The 15,805-nt window shown below is 41.9% G+C and carries 9 protein-coding genes; all 9 read left to right on the forward strand.

What is annotated here, in order from left to right; translation table 11 throughout:
* The first annotated feature begins 71 nt into the window (after positions 1–71).
* The 9 genes from ACFX4I_RS20220 to ACFX4I_RS20260 all read left to right on the forward strand — a co-directional run bounded on the left by ACFX4I_RS20220 (position 72) and on the right by ACFX4I_RS20260 (position 15,383).
* Complete coding sequence (locus tag ACFX4I_RS20220; RefSeq protein ID WP_283933087.1) at positions 72–1,919, forward strand: bifunctional homocysteine S-methyltransferase/methylenetetrahydrofolate reductase; 1,848 nt, start codon at positions 72–74, stop codon at positions 1,917–1,919.
* On the forward strand, positions 1,912–5,361 hold the full coding sequence (metH, locus tag ACFX4I_RS20225; RefSeq protein ID WP_377422637.1) for a methionine synthase: 3,450 nt from the start codon (positions 1,912–1,914) through the stop codon (positions 5,359–5,361). Before ACFX4I_RS20220 ends, metH begins: the two co-directional genes overlap by 8 nt.
* 102 nt (positions 5,362–5,463) lie before the next feature.
* Positions 5,464–6,231, forward strand: coding sequence for a polysaccharide deacetylase family protein (locus ACFX4I_RS20230; RefSeq protein ID WP_377422639.1), 768 nt, complete (start codon positions 5,464–5,466; stop codon positions 6,229–6,231).
* A 78-nt stretch (positions 6,232–6,309) separates the two neighbouring features.
* Positions 6,310–7,077, forward strand: a complete 768-nt coding sequence (locus ACFX4I_RS20235; RefSeq protein ID WP_377422708.1) for a dioxygenase family protein — start codon at positions 6,310–6,312, stop codon at positions 7,075–7,077.
* 376 nt (positions 7,078–7,453) lie between these two features.
* The gene (locus ACFX4I_RS20240) at positions 7,454–10,306 is read left to right on the forward strand and encodes a 2-oxoglutarate dehydrogenase E1 component (protein ID WP_377422641.1); all 2,853 of its coding nucleotides are present in this window, start codon (positions 7,454–7,456) and stop codon (positions 10,304–10,306) included.
* 1 nt (position 10,307) lies between these two features.
* Positions 10,308–11,585 (forward strand): 2-oxoglutarate dehydrogenase complex dihydrolipoyllysine-residue succinyltransferase, encoded by a 1,278-nt coding sequence (gene odhB / locus ACFX4I_RS20245; protein WP_377422643.1) that lies wholly within the window; start codon positions 10,308–10,310, stop codon positions 11,583–11,585.
* Between the two features lie 228 nt (positions 11,586–11,813).
* On the forward strand, positions 11,814–12,566 hold the full coding sequence (locus ACFX4I_RS20250) for a DeoR/GlpR family DNA-binding transcription regulator (protein WP_230301619.1): 753 nt from the start codon (positions 11,814–11,816) through the stop codon (positions 12,564–12,566).
* Positions 12,566–13,486 carry a 1-phosphofructokinase gene (pfkB, locus tag ACFX4I_RS20255; RefSeq protein ID WP_377422645.1) on the forward strand — a complete coding sequence of 307 codons (921 nt, stop codon included), beginning with the start codon at positions 12,566–12,568 and terminating at the stop codon, positions 13,484–13,486. Before ACFX4I_RS20250 ends, pfkB begins: the two co-directional genes overlap by 1 nt.
* A gap of 4 nt (positions 13,487–13,490) precedes the next feature.
* On the forward strand, positions 13,491–15,383 hold the full coding sequence (locus tag ACFX4I_RS20260; protein WP_377422647.1) for a PTS fructose transporter subunit IIABC: 1,893 nt from the start codon (positions 13,491–13,493) through the stop codon (positions 15,381–15,383).
* Positions 15,384–15,805: the final 422 nt, after the last annotated feature.

A 15,805-nucleotide genomic window follows, 5' to 3' on the forward strand; every position in this document is an offset into this window, starting at 1 on the left:
GTTTTTTTCCTTTTCTCTCATACTCATAGAATACGACAAAAACAGGATTGTTTTTGAGAGAGGGTGTAATGATGAATTTTCGTAAAGACGTGAAAGAAAGAATACTGGTTGGGGAAGGGGCAATGGGGACCTTATTGTATTCAAATGGCATCGATCAATGTTATGAGGAATTAAACTGCACGAACCCAGATCAAATAGAGTCCATCCATCGTGCCTATCTGGAAGCTGGTGCAGATATCCTCCAATCGAATACATACGGAGCCAATTTCAACAAATTGAAACGGTATGGACTTGAAGATGAAGTAAGCAGAATCAATCGCCAGGGAGTCATGCTTGCTAAAAAAGCTGCAAAAGGAAAGGCATACGTCTTCGGTACCATAGGGGCACAGCGGAGTATCCGGAAATCGGATTTAAGCTTGGAAGAGATAAAACGGGGTTTTCGTGAACAGCTATACAGTCTTTTGATGGAAAACCCAGATGGGATTCTCTTGGAAACATTTTATGACCTGGAAGAACTGGAAACCGTCCTGCATATCGTTAAAAATGAAACTGGACTGCCGATCATCGCAAATGTTTCGATGCATGAACTGGGAAATCTTCAAAATGGAATCCATTTAAATGAAGCCTTTCAAAAACTCGAGCAATTGGGTGCCGATGTTGTAGGGGTGAATTGCCGTCTCGGTCCACATCATATGATTCGGGCCTTGGAAGAAGTGAGTTTGCCAAAGCAAGCATCAATTGCTATATACCCAAATGCCAGCCTCCCGGATTATGTGGATGGAAGGCTCGTCTATAAAGCTGTGCCGGAATATTTCGGTTCAAGTGCCCTAGAACTTCGTGAGCAAGGTGCCGCGATCATAGGAGGGTGCTGTGGAACGACACCGCTGCATATTCAAGCTGTAAAGAATGCGATTGGAAGTTTGGCTCCTGTGAAAGAGAAATTTACGAAATCGCGTGAAATAGAAATAATTGAAGTGAATGATAGAGAATTGGAACGTCCCCTGTTCGAGAAGGCCAAAACAGAAAGGACGATTCTAGTTGAACTTGATCCACCGAAAAAGTTAGGAATAGAGAGCTTCATGACTGGTGCCGAGGTTTTGAAAAAAGCAGGGGTCGATTCCATTACATTAGCGGATAATTCGCTTGCCTCACCAAGGATATCGAATGATGCATTGGCTAATTTGCTGAAGAACCAATTGGATATAGAGCCGATGGTGCATATAACATGCCGTGATCGAAATTTGATTGGCCTGCAGTCACATTTAATGGGTCTGCAGACGGTGGGGCTGAACGAAATATTGATCATCACCGGAGACCCTTCAAAAATTGGGGACTTCCCGGGTGCCACTTCGGTTTATGATTTATCTTCCTTTGACCTAATAAGTATGGTCAAACAATTTAATGAAGGTCTTTCCTATTCCGGTCAAAGTTTGGGCCAACGGGCAAATTTCAAAATTGCGGCAGCGTTTAATCCCAATGTGAAATATTTGGATAAAGCCGTACTGAGAATGGAAAAGAAGATTGCCTGCGGTGCCCAATCCTTCTTGACACAGCCAATCTATTCCGTGGAGCAGATCGAGGAAGTATATGAGGCTACAAAACATTTAGAAACCCCGATTTTCATCGGCATCATGCCCTTGACAAGCACCCGGAACGCCGAATTCATCCATAATGAGATCCCAGGCATCAAATTGCCTGATAATGTTAGAAGGGCCATGGCGTTAGCGGGGGATGACCCTGTAAAGTCAAGGATTGAAGGAGTGAATATCGCGCGAGAGCTAGTGGACGCGGCAAGGGAAAAATTCAAGGGCATATATTTAATCACTCCGTTCCTTCGCTATGAAATGACGGCGGAACTTACGAAATATATTAGAAAAGTCGATAGTAAACATACATCAGAGGTGGCAGTTCATGAATAAAAAAGCGATTCAAGATCAGTTAAATTCTAAGATTCTCCTACTTGACGGGGCGATGGGAACCATGCTTCAAGCGGAGAATTTGACGGCAGGGGATTTTGGCGGTGAACAATTCGAGGGCTGCAATGAATATTTATCATTGACGCAACCGGAAATCATCCAATCCATTCATGAAAAATATTTAGCAGCGGGTGCAGACATCATTGAAACAAATACCTTCGGAGCGACCAGCATCGTTCTTGAGGAATACCAAATAAGCACTATCGCTTACAAGCTAAATAAGATTTCAGCTGAGCTTGCCGTAAAAGCCTGTGAAAAGTACTCCAATGATGAATGGCCAAGGTATGTAGCTGGCTCGATGGGCCCAACTACAAAAACGCTTTCCGTAACGGGCGGAACGACTTTTGATATATTAACCGATTCTTATGAAGAACAGGCACTGGGTCTCTTGGATGGCGGGGTAGACTTGCTATTGGTGGAAACCTGTCAGGATATGCTTAATGTCAAGGCTGCCTTTTCTGGAATCAAAGCAGCATTCGCTAAAACAGGAAAGGATGTGCCTGTCATCATATCAGGCACAATCGAACCGATGGGCACTACACTTGCTGGCCAGTCCATAGAAGCTTTTTATTTATCGGTTGAACATATGAAGCCCGTTGCGGTCGGCCTTAATTGTGCAACAGGGCCGGAATTCATGATAGACCATATCAGGACACTTGCAGATATATCAAATAGCGCCATCAGCTGTTATCCGAATGCCGGGCTCCCTGATGAAGAAGGCCACTATCATGAGTCACCTACTTCCCTGGCAGAGAAAATGAAGCAATTTGCCGAAAAGGGATGGGTCAATATCATTGGCGGATGTTGTGGTACGACACCAGAACATATTAAAGAACTTTCCAGGGTACTCGAAGGCATGAAGCCCCGTACAATTACGGAAGCAGCCCATGGTCATGCCGTATCGGGCATAGAACCGCTAATTTATGATGATTCAATGCGCCCTTTATTCGTAGGTGAAAGAACGAATGTTATCGGTTCCCGAAAATTCAAGGAGCTGATACGTGGAAAGCATTACGAGCCAGCTGCCGAAATTGCACGTTCCCAGGTGAAAAAAGGCGCCCATGTCATTGATATCTGTCTTGCTGATCCTGATGGGGATGAGCTTGGCGATATGAAGGAATTTGTGGAAGAGGTCGTCAAAAAAGTGAAAGTACCATTGGTCATCGATACTACGGATGAAGTCGTACTTGAACAAGCATTAAAACATTCACAAGGAAAATCGATCATTAATTCCATAAACCTTGAAGATGGTGAAGAGCGCTTTGAAAAAATAGTACCCTTAGTCCATCAATATGGTGCTGCCGTTGTCGTAGGAACCATTGATGAAATTGGTATGGCCGTCGATGCTGAACGGAAATTGGAAGTGGCTACACGGTCTGTGAATTTGCTCGTTAATAAGTACGGTCTAAACAAAAGTGACATCATTTTTGATCCGCTTGTATTTCCTGTAGGCACAGGGGATGAACAATATATTGGATCTGCATTGGAAACGGTGAATGGAATAAAGGCGATTAAAGAAAAGTTTCCGGAATGCCTAACGATACTTGGCATTTCTAACGTTTCTTTCGGTCTGCCAGAGAGGGGAAGGGAAATATTAAATGCAGTTTTCCTTTACCATTGTACAAAAGCCGGTCTTGATTATGCTATCGTGAATACAGAAAAACTGGAACGTTTCGCTCTGATACCGGAAGAGGAAGTTAAATTGGCTGAGGCACTCCTGTTTGAGACATCAACTGAAACTTTAGCGATTTTTACTGAATTTTATCGTGGGAAAAAAGCGGAGAAGAAGGATAATGGTGTGATCCTGCCATTGGATGAACGTTTAGGTAACTATATTATCGAGGGAACGAAAGAAGGATTGGTTGATGATTTAAATGAAGCGATTGAGCGCGGTGATACCCCATTGGAAATAATCAATGGGCCATTGATGGATGGCATGAGTGAGGTTGGGAGGTTGTTTAATGACAACCAACTTATTGTCGCAGAGGTGCTTCAGAGTGCTGAAGCGATGAAGGCGGCTGTATCTCACCTTGAACCACTAATGGAAAACTCTGAAGATAGTGCTAAGAAAGGGAAAATCCTTTTGGCGACTGTCAAGGGAGATGTGCATGATATCGGGAAAAACCTAGTGGATATCATCCTATCCAATAATGGCTATGAAGTCATTGATTTGGGAATAAAGGTGGCACCGCAACAAATCATAGAAGAGGTTCGAAAACATGAGCCAACCATCATTGGCCTATCTGGGTTACTTGTCAAATCTGCACAGCAAATGGTTTTAACAGCACAGGATTTAAGGCAAGCGGGAATAGATACCCCAATTTTAGTGGGAGGGGCAGCATTATCCCGTAAATTCACCGATTTTAAAATATCACCTGAATATGAAGGACCGGTTTTATATTCTAAAGATGCGATGGATGGTTTGGCTGTAACGAATATTTTACATGACTCTGACAAAAAAGTGGTGTACTTGGAAGAGTTAGTCGAGAAACGAGAAAGAGCGAAAGCGAATGCCGCCATTGCTGCCACGATGGAAAAACCTGTTCGGAAGCAGTCCACAGCTGCCCCTTTAAGCGATGCTCCTGTTCAAAAACCGCGTGACATCAAGCGTCACGTCCTGAAAAACTATCCATTGGATGTCATCCAGCCGTATATTAATAGGCAAATGCTGATTGGACATCATTTGGGGTTAAAAGGTAAAGTTTCCGAATTGCTTAAGCAAGGGAATGAAAAAGCAGTGCAGCTCAATGATCTCGTTGATGAATTGATTGAATTCCTAAAGACGGAACCGGATTATGGCTTGCATGCAGTTTATCAATTTTTCCCTGCTCAAAGCGAAGGAGATAAGCTATTGGTATACAACCCGGACAATCATAACGAGGTTTTGGAAACTTTCGACTTCCCCCGGCAAGATACGAATCCGCATCTTTGTTTAGCGGACTTCGCGAAACCAATCTCCTCCGGGCAAATGGATTATGTCGGTTTCTTCCTGGTCACTGCCGGAAAAGGGATCAGAAAATGGGCTGAAAAACTAAAGCTTGAAGGTGATTTCTTGAAAAATCACGCCCTTCAATCACTTGCTCTCGAAACAGCTGAAGGGTTCGCGGAAAGAATTCATCAATTAATGCGGGATGATTTAGGTATAAGCGATCCGATTGAAATGTCCATGAAAGAGCGGTTTGCCGCTAAGTACACCGGGCAAAGGTTTTCATTTGGTTATCCTGCTTGTCCTAATCTGGAAGACCAGGAGAAGCTATTCCGCCTGTTACAACCTCAGGATATTGGCGTGGAATTGACTGAAGGATTCATGATGGAACCAGAGGCTTCCGTGTCAGCTATTGTTTTTGCACATCCTGAAGCCCGTTATTTTAATGTCGATCGATAACTCATTTAATAAGGCAGCGGTATTTTTTACCGCTGCCTTATTGCGCATGAAACCCCTTAATTGGTACATCTTAATGGTCAAAAGGAAGGGGATGCAGCACCTATGAATAATATCCTGAAATTATTTCTTTCCGTGGCGGGTTCTTTCATTATCATTTTGTTGGTTGTGGATGTCCAGAACATTCAAGTACATGCAATGGTTCCTGAAGAGATGGCACCGCTCCTAAAAAGTAAGGAAAATCAGAAAATCGCTTATTTGACTTTCGATGACGGACCATCTTTGAATACCATGAAGATATTGGATATTTTGGACCGCTATCATGTTAAGGCCACATTTTTCGTTAAAGGGAATGAGGAACCATACGCAAAGGAATGTTATCAGGAAATGGTTTCCCGCGGTCATGCGATTGCCCTTCATTCTTATACACATGATTATTCCATCGTTTATCGATCGACTGAGAGTTTCTTTCAAGATTTGAATAGGCTTGAAACCATGCTGCAAAAGGAGTATGGGATAAAAAGCCGTATTGTGCGCCTTCCTGGCGGCTCGAATAATCGCCTGCGGCATCAGGCTGCAACGAAACCCATCATCAATGGAATCCTTCAACAACTAAAGGAAAAAGGGTATATTTACTTTGATTGGTCCATTGACTCGACAGATGGCTTCAGTCCGTCAATAAGTGAACAACAAATCATTACTGCCGTACAAAAAGGGACGAAAAATCAAAAGCATGTTAATATCTTATTGCATGATATCAATAGTATGAAGAATACAGTGAAAGCATTGCCTGATATAATTGAATTCCTAAAAAAAGAAGGGTATACCTTTGATACTATTGATGAGACAACCCCGAAATTGCAATTTAATTGATGAACACAATGTTTATCTATAGTAAATTAAGGTATAGGGTATTGAGATTACAATGCGAAAGGATTTATCGTTTCTATGATGCCATCATTGTTTTTATCACATGGAACACCGCTATTAGCTTTGGAAAAGAATTGCTACACTTCTTTTTTGAAGGAGTATATGAAAACTATGAAGAAACCAGCTGCCATCGTTATATTGTCAGCACATTGGGAAAGTGAAGATCAAATGATTTCAGCAGTAGGGAATCATGAAGTCATTTATGATTTTGCAGGGTATCCTGAAGAAATATTTCAGATAACTTATCCAGCTAGGGGATGCCTTGAGCTGTCAGATCGAATTTTAACCTTGTTGTCCAGGATAGGTGTATTGGGGGAACTTGATGAAAGGCGCCCCCTGGATCATGGATCATGGGGGCTTTTGCACATCATGTATCCCGAAGCTGACATCCCGACCGTATCTATGTCCATTAGTCCTGCGCTGCCTTTGGACAAGCAGTATGAAATCGGGAAAACATTGAGGGAATTAAAGGAAAGTAATGTCCTGATCATCGGGAGCGGTGGAATTGTCCATAATTTCACCCAAATACAGGAGGATATGCATGTTGCAGAAGGATGGGCAATCGAGTTTGAGAACTGGGTCGAAGAGAAAATCATGAAATGGGATTTGCAATCCTTGTTTGATTATGAAAAAATCGCCCCTTATAGTACAGAGGCTGTGCCTTCCAAAGAGCATTTCATTCCATTGGTCATCGCAATGGGGTCAGGGGATGACAAAAAAAAGGCAGTTCTCCTGCACAGGAGCTATCAATATGGCAATCTAAGTTTAACAGCTTGGAAGTTTGATTGAAGTGAAAGGGTTTTCAAACTAGTTAAATTTACCTGAAAAATAATCATTATACAAAAATACAAAAATCTTTTTTTAGCGAAAAAAAGGCTTAAATGAGCAAAAAAGTCAATTAAAAGCGTATTTAGACGAATTAAACAGAAATATAGTTTCAAAAAGGTTGCATAAAGTTGTTTAACCTTTGGATATTTCGACAAAAACATGTTAATATAACATCTGAAAACGTTTTATCCTTTAAAATTTTATTATTCAATGACCAAAGTTATTTATTATATATCTTATATATATCATATATTTGGGGAAAATTTAGAAGAAAGAAATTTGGGGATGGATAAAACGTAATGAAAAAAATTATGAGAAAAATTTGGGGGTTTACAAAATGACCATCAATGATTCTAAGGTATTAGACCACTGGAAAGCTTTTTCAGGTCCAAACCTTGGGTATGTCATGGAGCAATACGATTTATTTCTAGCTAACCCGGAAGAAGTGGATCCGGAACTGAAAAACTTTTTTGAAGTAGCAGGTCCTCCTTCATTCGATGTATCGGCAGAAACAACGATTGGAAGTGCACCAACTGTACAAACTGGAGAAGTTCTTCCAATGAAGAAAATTATGTCTGCAGTAAAGTTAGCTGAAAATATCCGTGCATACGGACATCTTGCGGCAAATATTTATCCTTTAAAAGAAGAAGCACTGGACACTGAACAAATTCACTTTGAAAAATATGGCTTGACTGCAGATGATTTAAGGAAAATACCGGCTGACTTTATTTGCCCGGAATCACCTGAAGACGTGAAAGACGGATACGAAGCCGTACAATACCTAAAACAACTCTATACAAAAACGATAGCCTTTGAATTTCACCATGTTAATGACTTGGATGAAAAGCAATGGCTTACTGATATGGTCGAATCCGGAAACATGTTCCCGGAAGTGACTAAAGAGAAAAGAGAACTATTACTTAAACGATTGAATGAAGTCGAAGGTTTCGAGAAATTCCTTCACCGCACATATGTAGGGCAAAAACGTTTCTCTATTGAAGGACTGGATGCTTTGGTTCCGATTTTAGATGAAATGATTTCACAAACTGTTCAAAACGGAACGGGGAATGTGAACATTGCCATGGCTCACCGAGGACGTTTGAATGTGCTTGCACATGTATTAGGAAAGCCATATGAGGTCATTTTCTCTGAATTCCAACATTCACCGAATAAAGATTTGGTTCCTTCCGAAGGTTCAACAGGCATTAACAATGGATGGACTGGTGATGTTAAATACCATTTAGGTCTGGATAAACAGATAACTAAGGCAAATATACAAAAAGCAAGGATTACACTTGCCAATAACCCAAGTCACTTGGAAGTTGTCGGTCCAATCGTGGAAGGTTATTCTCGTGCGGCACAAGAAGACCGTTCAGAAAAAGGATTCCCGGTTCAAGACATTTCCAAATCTCTTGCAATCCTGATTCATGGTGATGCAGCATTCCCAGGTGAAGGAATTGTACCTGAAACGTTTAACTTAAGCCGTTTACGCGGTTATCAAGTTGGCGGCGCCATCCATATCATCGCCAATAACATGATCGGTTTTACAACGGAAAGTGAAGATTCACGTTCAACCTTATATGCTAGTGATTTGGCAAAAGGCTTTGAAGTGCCTATCGTGCATGTGAATGCAGATGATCCGGAAGCATGTATGGCTGCTGTGAACCTTGCTAACCTATATCGTGAAAAGTACAAAAAGGATTTCTTGATCGACCTGATCGGTTACAGACGTTTCGGCCATAACGAAATGGATGAGCCATTGGTGACTCAACCTGAAATGTATGCATTAATTCATAAGCACCCAACCGTTAAAGAGCTTTATGGAAAAAAACTGATTCAATCTGGCCAGTTCACTGAAGCTGAAGTTAAAGCGATTGCTGAGCAAGTAGATACAAGGCTTGCAGATGCATATGCGAAAATTTCCGGAAATAAACCGGAAGCTTCTAAAGAATGTAATCCTCCTGGGATTATTGAAAAAGGACTTCCAGCCATTGATACGGCAGTTACGAAACAAGAACTTGTTACAATTAACGAAGAACTTGTTAAGTGGCCGGAAGGATTCACTCCTAATAAAAAATTAGGAAAGATCTTATCACGTCGCTTGGATTCCTTTGGTGCTGACGGAAAAATTGATTGGGCTCATGCTGAGACATTGGCATTTGCATCCATATTGAGTGACGGCACTCCAATCCGTTTGACAGGACAAGATTCAGAGCGTGGAACATTCGCACAACGTAATATCATGTTACATGATAGTGTTAACGGAAAAACATATTCACCACTTCACACACTAGAAACTGCCAAAGCATCATTCGCTGTTCATAACAGCCCGCTTACTGAAACGGCAGTTCTGGCTTATGAATATGGTTATAATGTATTTGCACCTGAGACACTTGTATTATGGGAAGGCCAATTCGGTGACTTCGCTAATACAGCACAAGTGATCTTTGACCAATTCATCGCGGCAGGCCGTGCAAAATGGGGTCAAAAATCAGGTCTTGTCATGCTGCTTCCACACGGTTATGAAGGACAAGGACCAGAGCACTCAAGTGCACGCCTGGAGCGTTTCCTTCAATTAGCGGCTGAAAACAACTGGACAGTTGCCAACTTAAGTTCGGCAGCTCAATACTTCCATATCCTTAGAAGACAAGCTAAGATTTTGGATCAAGAGCAAGTACGTCCGCTTGTCATCATGACACCGAAGAGTATGCTTCGTAATCAAGTGATGGCTTCTACAGCAGAAGAATTCAGTGAAGGCTCTTTTGAATCGTTCGTAGAAACCAAAGCTTTGGGCAAAAAACCTAAATCGGTTGAACGCATTGTTTTTGCATCAGGTAAATTGGCGGTTGAACTTCGTGAAAAGGCGGCAACTGAAAAAAATACAGATTGGTTGCAAATCATCAGTATCGAAGAAATTTATCCATTCCCATTCACTGGAGTTCAAGAAGCCCTGAAAAAATATACAAATCTTAAAGAAATCTTCTGGGCTCAAGAAGAACCTAAAAACATGGGTGCTTGGACATTTGTTGAACCTCGCCTAAATGCAGCGGCTCCTGGCAATCTTTCAGTAACATATATAGGAAGGAAGCGCAGATCAAGCCCGGCTGAGGGAGATCCACTTGTCCATAAAAATGAACAACAACGGATTATGACTCAAGCAATTACACGCAATAATGAGGGGGAGAAATAAAATGGCTGAAGTAAAAGTACCTGAATTAGCAGAATCAATTTCTGAAGGATCTATTGCGCAATGGTTAAAACAACCTGGTGATCACGTTGAAAAAGGAGAATATGTCCTTGAACTTGAAACGGATAAAGTGAACGTAGAAATCATTTCAGATTATACTGGTACACTTTCGGAACATTTAGCAGAAGAAGGCGATACTGTCCAAGTTGGACAGGCTATCGCCATCGTTGATGAAAATGGATCAGCAGCTGCAGCTCCAAAAGCGGAAGCTCCTAAGGTTGAAGAAGCTAAAGCAGAACCAGCTAAGGCTGAACAAGCGGCTCCTGCTAAAGAGGCTCCTAAAGCGGAAGCGAAAGAAGCATCATCCACTCAACAAGTTATTGCATCACCAGCTGCAAGGAAATTGGCTCGCGAAAAAGGAATTGACTTGACTCAAGTGCCTGTAGCCGATCCACTAGGTCGCGTACGTGTACAAGACGTAGAAGCAGCAAGTAATGCACCTGCGGCAGCACCTGCAGCACCTGCAGCTCCTAAACAAGCTCCTGCAGCTAAAAAAGCAGCAGCTCCTGTTGAAGTGAATGATGACCGCATTGAAGTGGTTAAGATGACTCGCCGTCGTCAAACCATTGCCAAACGTCTAGTTCAAGTACAATCCGAAGCAGCCATGCTTACTACTTTTAACGAAGTCGATCTTTCTGCAGTCATGGAATTGCGTAGCCGCCATAAGGACTCTTTCGTGAAAACAAATGATGTTAAACTTGGTTTCATGTCATTCTTCACTAAAGCGGTCATTGGCGCATTGAAAAAATATCCGTTATTGAATGCTGAAATCCAAGGCGACCATATCCTGAAAAAGAACTTTTATGATATCGGTGTAGCTGTATCCACTGATGAAGGTCTTGTCGTTCCGGTAGTAAGGGATGCTGACCGCAAAAGCTTTGCTGAAATCGAGAAGAACATTTCGGATTTAGCTGTTAAAGCGCGTAACAACAAACTGGGACTTTCAGATTTATCAGGTGGTACTTTTACTATCACAAACGGCGGGACTTTCGGTTCCCTATTATCTACACCAATCTTGAATGCCCCTCAAGTTGGGATCTTGGGCATGCATACAATCAAGACTCGTCCAATCGCTGTTGGAGATCAAATCGAAAACAGACCAATGATGTACCTTGCATTATCTTATGATCACCGTATCGTTGACGGAAAAGAAGCTGTTGGTTTCTTAGTGGCTATCAAAGATATGCTGGAAGATCCAGAACAACTTTTACTTCAAGGCTAATAAAAAATACGAACCCCATGTCATCATGACATGGGGTTTTTTTGTGTGTGAAGAATTGAAAGGATATTTTCATAGAAAAAAAGATAATGGGATTCAAGAAAGGTCATCTCTATCTGAATGAAAGTTTTTGAAGGTATTTTTGAATGAATTTGAGTATTTTTAAACGTTTTTGATTGATTATTCCTTCGTTTTCATATATGATGATGATATTAAAGTGAGGTGGGCGAATTGTTGACAACTGAAAGGCACCAGTTCATCTTATCGATCCTTAAAGAACATGGAACGGTAAAGCTGCAAGAGCTTGTAGATCAGTTACAAGCCTCGGAGTCGACCATTCGGAGAGATTTAGTGCAACTCGAAGAAATGAAGCTCTTGAAACGCGTGCATGGTGGGGCCTCTTTACTTCAAAGAAAAGGCCTTGAACCAACAACTATGGAAAAGCAATACAAAGCAAGAGCTGAAAAACAACTTATAGCAAAGCTTGCGGCTTCATTCATAGAGAAAAATGATTGTATATATCTTGATGCAGGCACGACAACTGCGGAAATGATTCCTTATTTAAAGGATAAAAATATAACGGTGCTGACGAATGGTCTTATGCATATTCCAAAACTCATCGAATTGGAAATCAAAACAGTGTTAGTGGGCGGAACGATAAAATTTTCGACAAATGCTGTTATTGGAAGTAATGCTGTACAGTTTCTGAATGAATACCGTTTTGATAAATGTTTCTTGGGAATGAACGGCATCCATCAAGATCTGGGTTTCACAACACCCGACCCGGAAGAAGCTCTACTGAAGAAGATGGCATTACGCCTCTCTAACGAGACATATGTGCTTGCTGACAGTTCAAAACTGAATGAAGCTACTTTCGCCAAGGTGGCAGATGTAAGCGATGCCATTATCCTTACTGACAGCAATGATGAAGAGGCTATTGCTCAACTCCATAAAAATCCAAAGATAAAGGTCGTGACCATTTAATGATTTATACAGTGACACTAAACCCATCCATAGATTACCTGGTCGAAGTGGAGAGTTTTCAAATGGGCAAGGTGAATCGAACCAGTTATGATGCAAAATTCCCAGGAGGGAAAGGGATCAATGTTTCCCGAGTGCTTAAAAGACTGGGAAATAGTACGACAGCGTTAGGATTCATCGGTGGACAAACTGGTGAATTTGTAAAAAGGTTTTTAAGACAAGAAGAGATTTTCACGGACTTTACAGAGATAGCTGGAGATACAAGAATAAACGTTAAATTGAAAACAGGGCTTGAGACAGAAATAAATAGCCAAGGGCCAATCATTTCAAAAGGGAATTATCAACAATTATTTAGTCAGATCGAACAGTTGAATAATAATGATATCCTCATTTTGTCAGGAAGCATCCCTTCAAGCGTTCCTTCGGATGTATACGAAGCCATGGCAAGGTCTTGTTCCCATAACGGCATTAAAGTGGTGTTGGATACGAGTGGCAAGGAATTACTGAATGTCCTTCCACACCGGCCATTTTTAATAAAGCCCAATCATCATGAACTGGGTGAGCTTTTTTCAACCGAAATAAGAACGGTTGATGATGCTAGGGAATATGGCGCTAAATTGGTTGAAGCAGGAGCACAAAACGTTATTGTTTCAATGGCGGGTCAGGGGGCCGTGCTTTGCTCCGGTGGAGAGTCATATTCCGCAAATGTTCCAAAAGGGAACGTCATCAATTCAGTGGGTGCCGGTGATTCCATGGTCGCAGGTTTCATCGGGACATATGAAAGTACAGGGGATATTCTATCTGCATTCCGCTTCAGTCTTGCAGCAGGAAGTGCTACAGCCTTTTCATCCGATCTCGGTACATTGGATAAAATTGAAGAGTTATTACCGCAAATTGCTATCAATCATCTAACAGGAGGCTGAATCTATGAAAATCACAGACTTGTTAAAATTGGATACAATCATCATCAATCTGCAAAGCGTTACAAAGCAAGCAGTCATTGATGAATTATCAGGAAAGCTAGCCGAGGCAGACAGGTTAAACGATGTGGAGGGTTTCAAAGCTGCCATCTTAAAACGTGAAGAGCAAAGCACAACAGGGATTGGTGAAGGGATAGCCATACCACACGCAAAAACAAGTGCAGTAAGGGTACCTGCCATCTGTTTCGGCAAATCTGTCAGTGGTGTGGATTATGAATCGCTTGATGGGCAGCCGGCTCATTTGTTCTTTATGATTGCAGCAAGTGAAGGAGCGAATGCAGATCACTTGGAAACCCTTTCCCGGCTTTCTTCATTACTGATGGATGATAAATTCAGAGCCCGATTGATTTCTGCTTCTTCTGGTGAGGAAGTGTTGGAGATAATCAATCAAAAAGAAATGGAAGCTGATGAAGAAGAAATAGAAGAGCAGCAAGCAAGTAATGCTGCCAGTGGTAACAATAAAGGAGGTAAAATCCTAGCCGTTACAGCTTGTCCAACAGGAATTGCCCATACTTATATGGCTGCCGATGCGTTAAAGGCTAAAGCTAAGGAAATGGGAATCGATTTCAAAGTGGAAACAAATGGTTCCACAGGAATCAAAAATGGTTTAACCGCCGCAGAAATTGATGAGGCGAATGCGATTATCGTTGCAGCTGATAAGCAGGTGGAAATGGATCGATTTAATGGAAAACATGTCATTATTGTCCCAGTAGCCCATGGAATCCGGAAGACCGAGGAGCTGTTAACCAGAGCCTTGAATCAGGATGCCCCTGTTTACAAAGGAACAGGAAACGATAAAAGTGATGAAGGTGATTCAGCAAAAGGAGGATTGGGGATTTACAAGCACTTAATGAATGGCGTAAGTAATATGCTTCCATTTGTCGTTGGGGGCGGAATCTTGATTGCGCTTTCTTTCTTTTTTGGAATTCATGCAGCCGATCCGGCAAATCCGGATTATAATCCCATTGCCAAAGCATTAAGTGATATTGGCGGGGGAAATGGTGCCTTCTTCTTACTTGTCCCTGTCCTGGCTGGATTCATTGCTTCAAGTATTGCCGACCGTCCGGGTTTTGCTCCTGGTATGGTAGGGGGATTATTGGCAGCACAGGCTAATGCCGGTTTTCTTGGCGGACTGATCGCCGGTTTCCTTGCAGGTTATGTCGTCTTACTTTTAAGAAAATTGTTTTCCAGATTACCGCAAACACTCGATGGCATTAAACCGGTTTTACTCTATCCTGTATTCGGTATGTTAATTACAGGGTTTATCATGATATTTCTCGTAAATGAACCAGTAACCGCAATTAACATGGGCCTGACCAATTGGCTGCAAGGTTTATCTGGTACGAACGCAATATTCCTTGGCTTGATTCTTGGGGGGATGATGGCTGTAGATATGGGTGGCCCCCTAAACAAGGCTGCCTTCACATTTGGGATAGCGGCCATTGAAGCTCAAAGTTTCGGACCGCACGCTGCTGTAATGGCTGGTGGAATGGTTCCTCCTCTAGGGATTGCCTTTGCCACTACATTCTTTAAAAGCAAATTCACTGAAATGGAAAGAAAATCAGGTTTCACTAATTACTTCATGGGTGCTTCGTTCATTACAGAAGGAGCGATTCCTTTTGCGGCAGCGGATCCATTGCGTGTTATCGTCAGCAGTGTTGTCGGTGCAGCGACAGCGGGAGCACTGTCAATGGCTTTTAACGTGACTCTCCCTGCACCACATGGTGGAATATTTGTCATCCCACTTGTCAATCACCCATTTTTCTATTTGTTGGCCATTTTAATAGGGTCCCTCATCACCGCTTTACTATTGGGATTCTGGAAAAAGAAACAAAAATGATGCACATACAAAAGCGGGTCCGATAAATGGACCCGCTTTTTATTATTTCCATTCCAAAATTTCGAACCGGTTGTCGAAGGAATCGGATAAATATATGCGGTTCGCCTCGGGTAACCTCTCATTTGATGCAGTGCAGGATGCGCTTTTCTCGAGGAAATGAATTTATCCTCCGTTCCGACATATTTTGATTGATCCCCCGCCATTGGAACTTATTGATGAAGGCTTGTTCACTTCCTGAACATTAGTATCTCAGTGAAAAACTTCTTTGATTGGTCCTCGGTATTTTTTGGAGATGCTAATTGGTAATGATCGATTGACTTAAAAATGAAGCTCATCTTGCAACCTCGCTAATAATTCCTTATATATCCAATTTCATAAGGGAAAAGATCAATATGAATAGGTGAATTTTTTAACTGCCAACG

It is taken from the genome of Peribacillus sp. YIM B13472 (genome assembly GCF_042788005.1).
Classification (GTDB): domain Bacteria; phylum Bacillota; class Bacilli; order Bacillales; family DSM-1321; genus Peribacillus; species Peribacillus simplex_E.

Excerpts from the sequence above, each read along its gene's own strand:
- ACFX4I_RS20220 (WP_283933087.1), top strand. The coding sequence starts at position 72 with ATGAATTTTCGTAAAGACGTGAAAGAAAGAATACTGGTTGGGGAAGGG.
- metH (WP_377422637.1), top strand. The coding sequence starts at position 1,912 with ATGAATAAAAAAGCGATTCAAGATCAGTTAAATTCTAAGATTCTCCTA.
- ACFX4I_RS20230 (WP_377422639.1), top strand. The coding sequence starts at position 5,464 with ATGAATAATATCCTGAAATTATTTCTTTCCGTGGCGGGTTCTTTCATT.
- ACFX4I_RS20235 (WP_377422708.1), top strand. The coding sequence starts at position 6,310 with ATGCCATCATTGTTTTTATCACATGGAACACCGCTATTAGCTTTGGAA.
- ACFX4I_RS20240 (WP_377422641.1), top strand. The coding sequence starts at position 7,454 with ATGACCATCAATGATTCTAAGGTATTAGACCACTGGAAAGCTTTTTCA.
- odhB (WP_377422643.1), top strand. The coding sequence starts at position 10,308 with ATGGCTGAAGTAAAAGTACCTGAATTAGCAGAATCAATTTCTGAAGGA.
- pfkB (WP_377422645.1), top strand. The coding sequence starts at position 12,566 with ATGATTTATACAGTGACACTAAACCCATCCATAGATTACCTGGTCGAA.
- ACFX4I_RS20260 (WP_377422647.1), top strand. The coding sequence starts at position 13,491 with ATGAAAATCACAGACTTGTTAAAATTGGATACAATCATCATCAATCTG.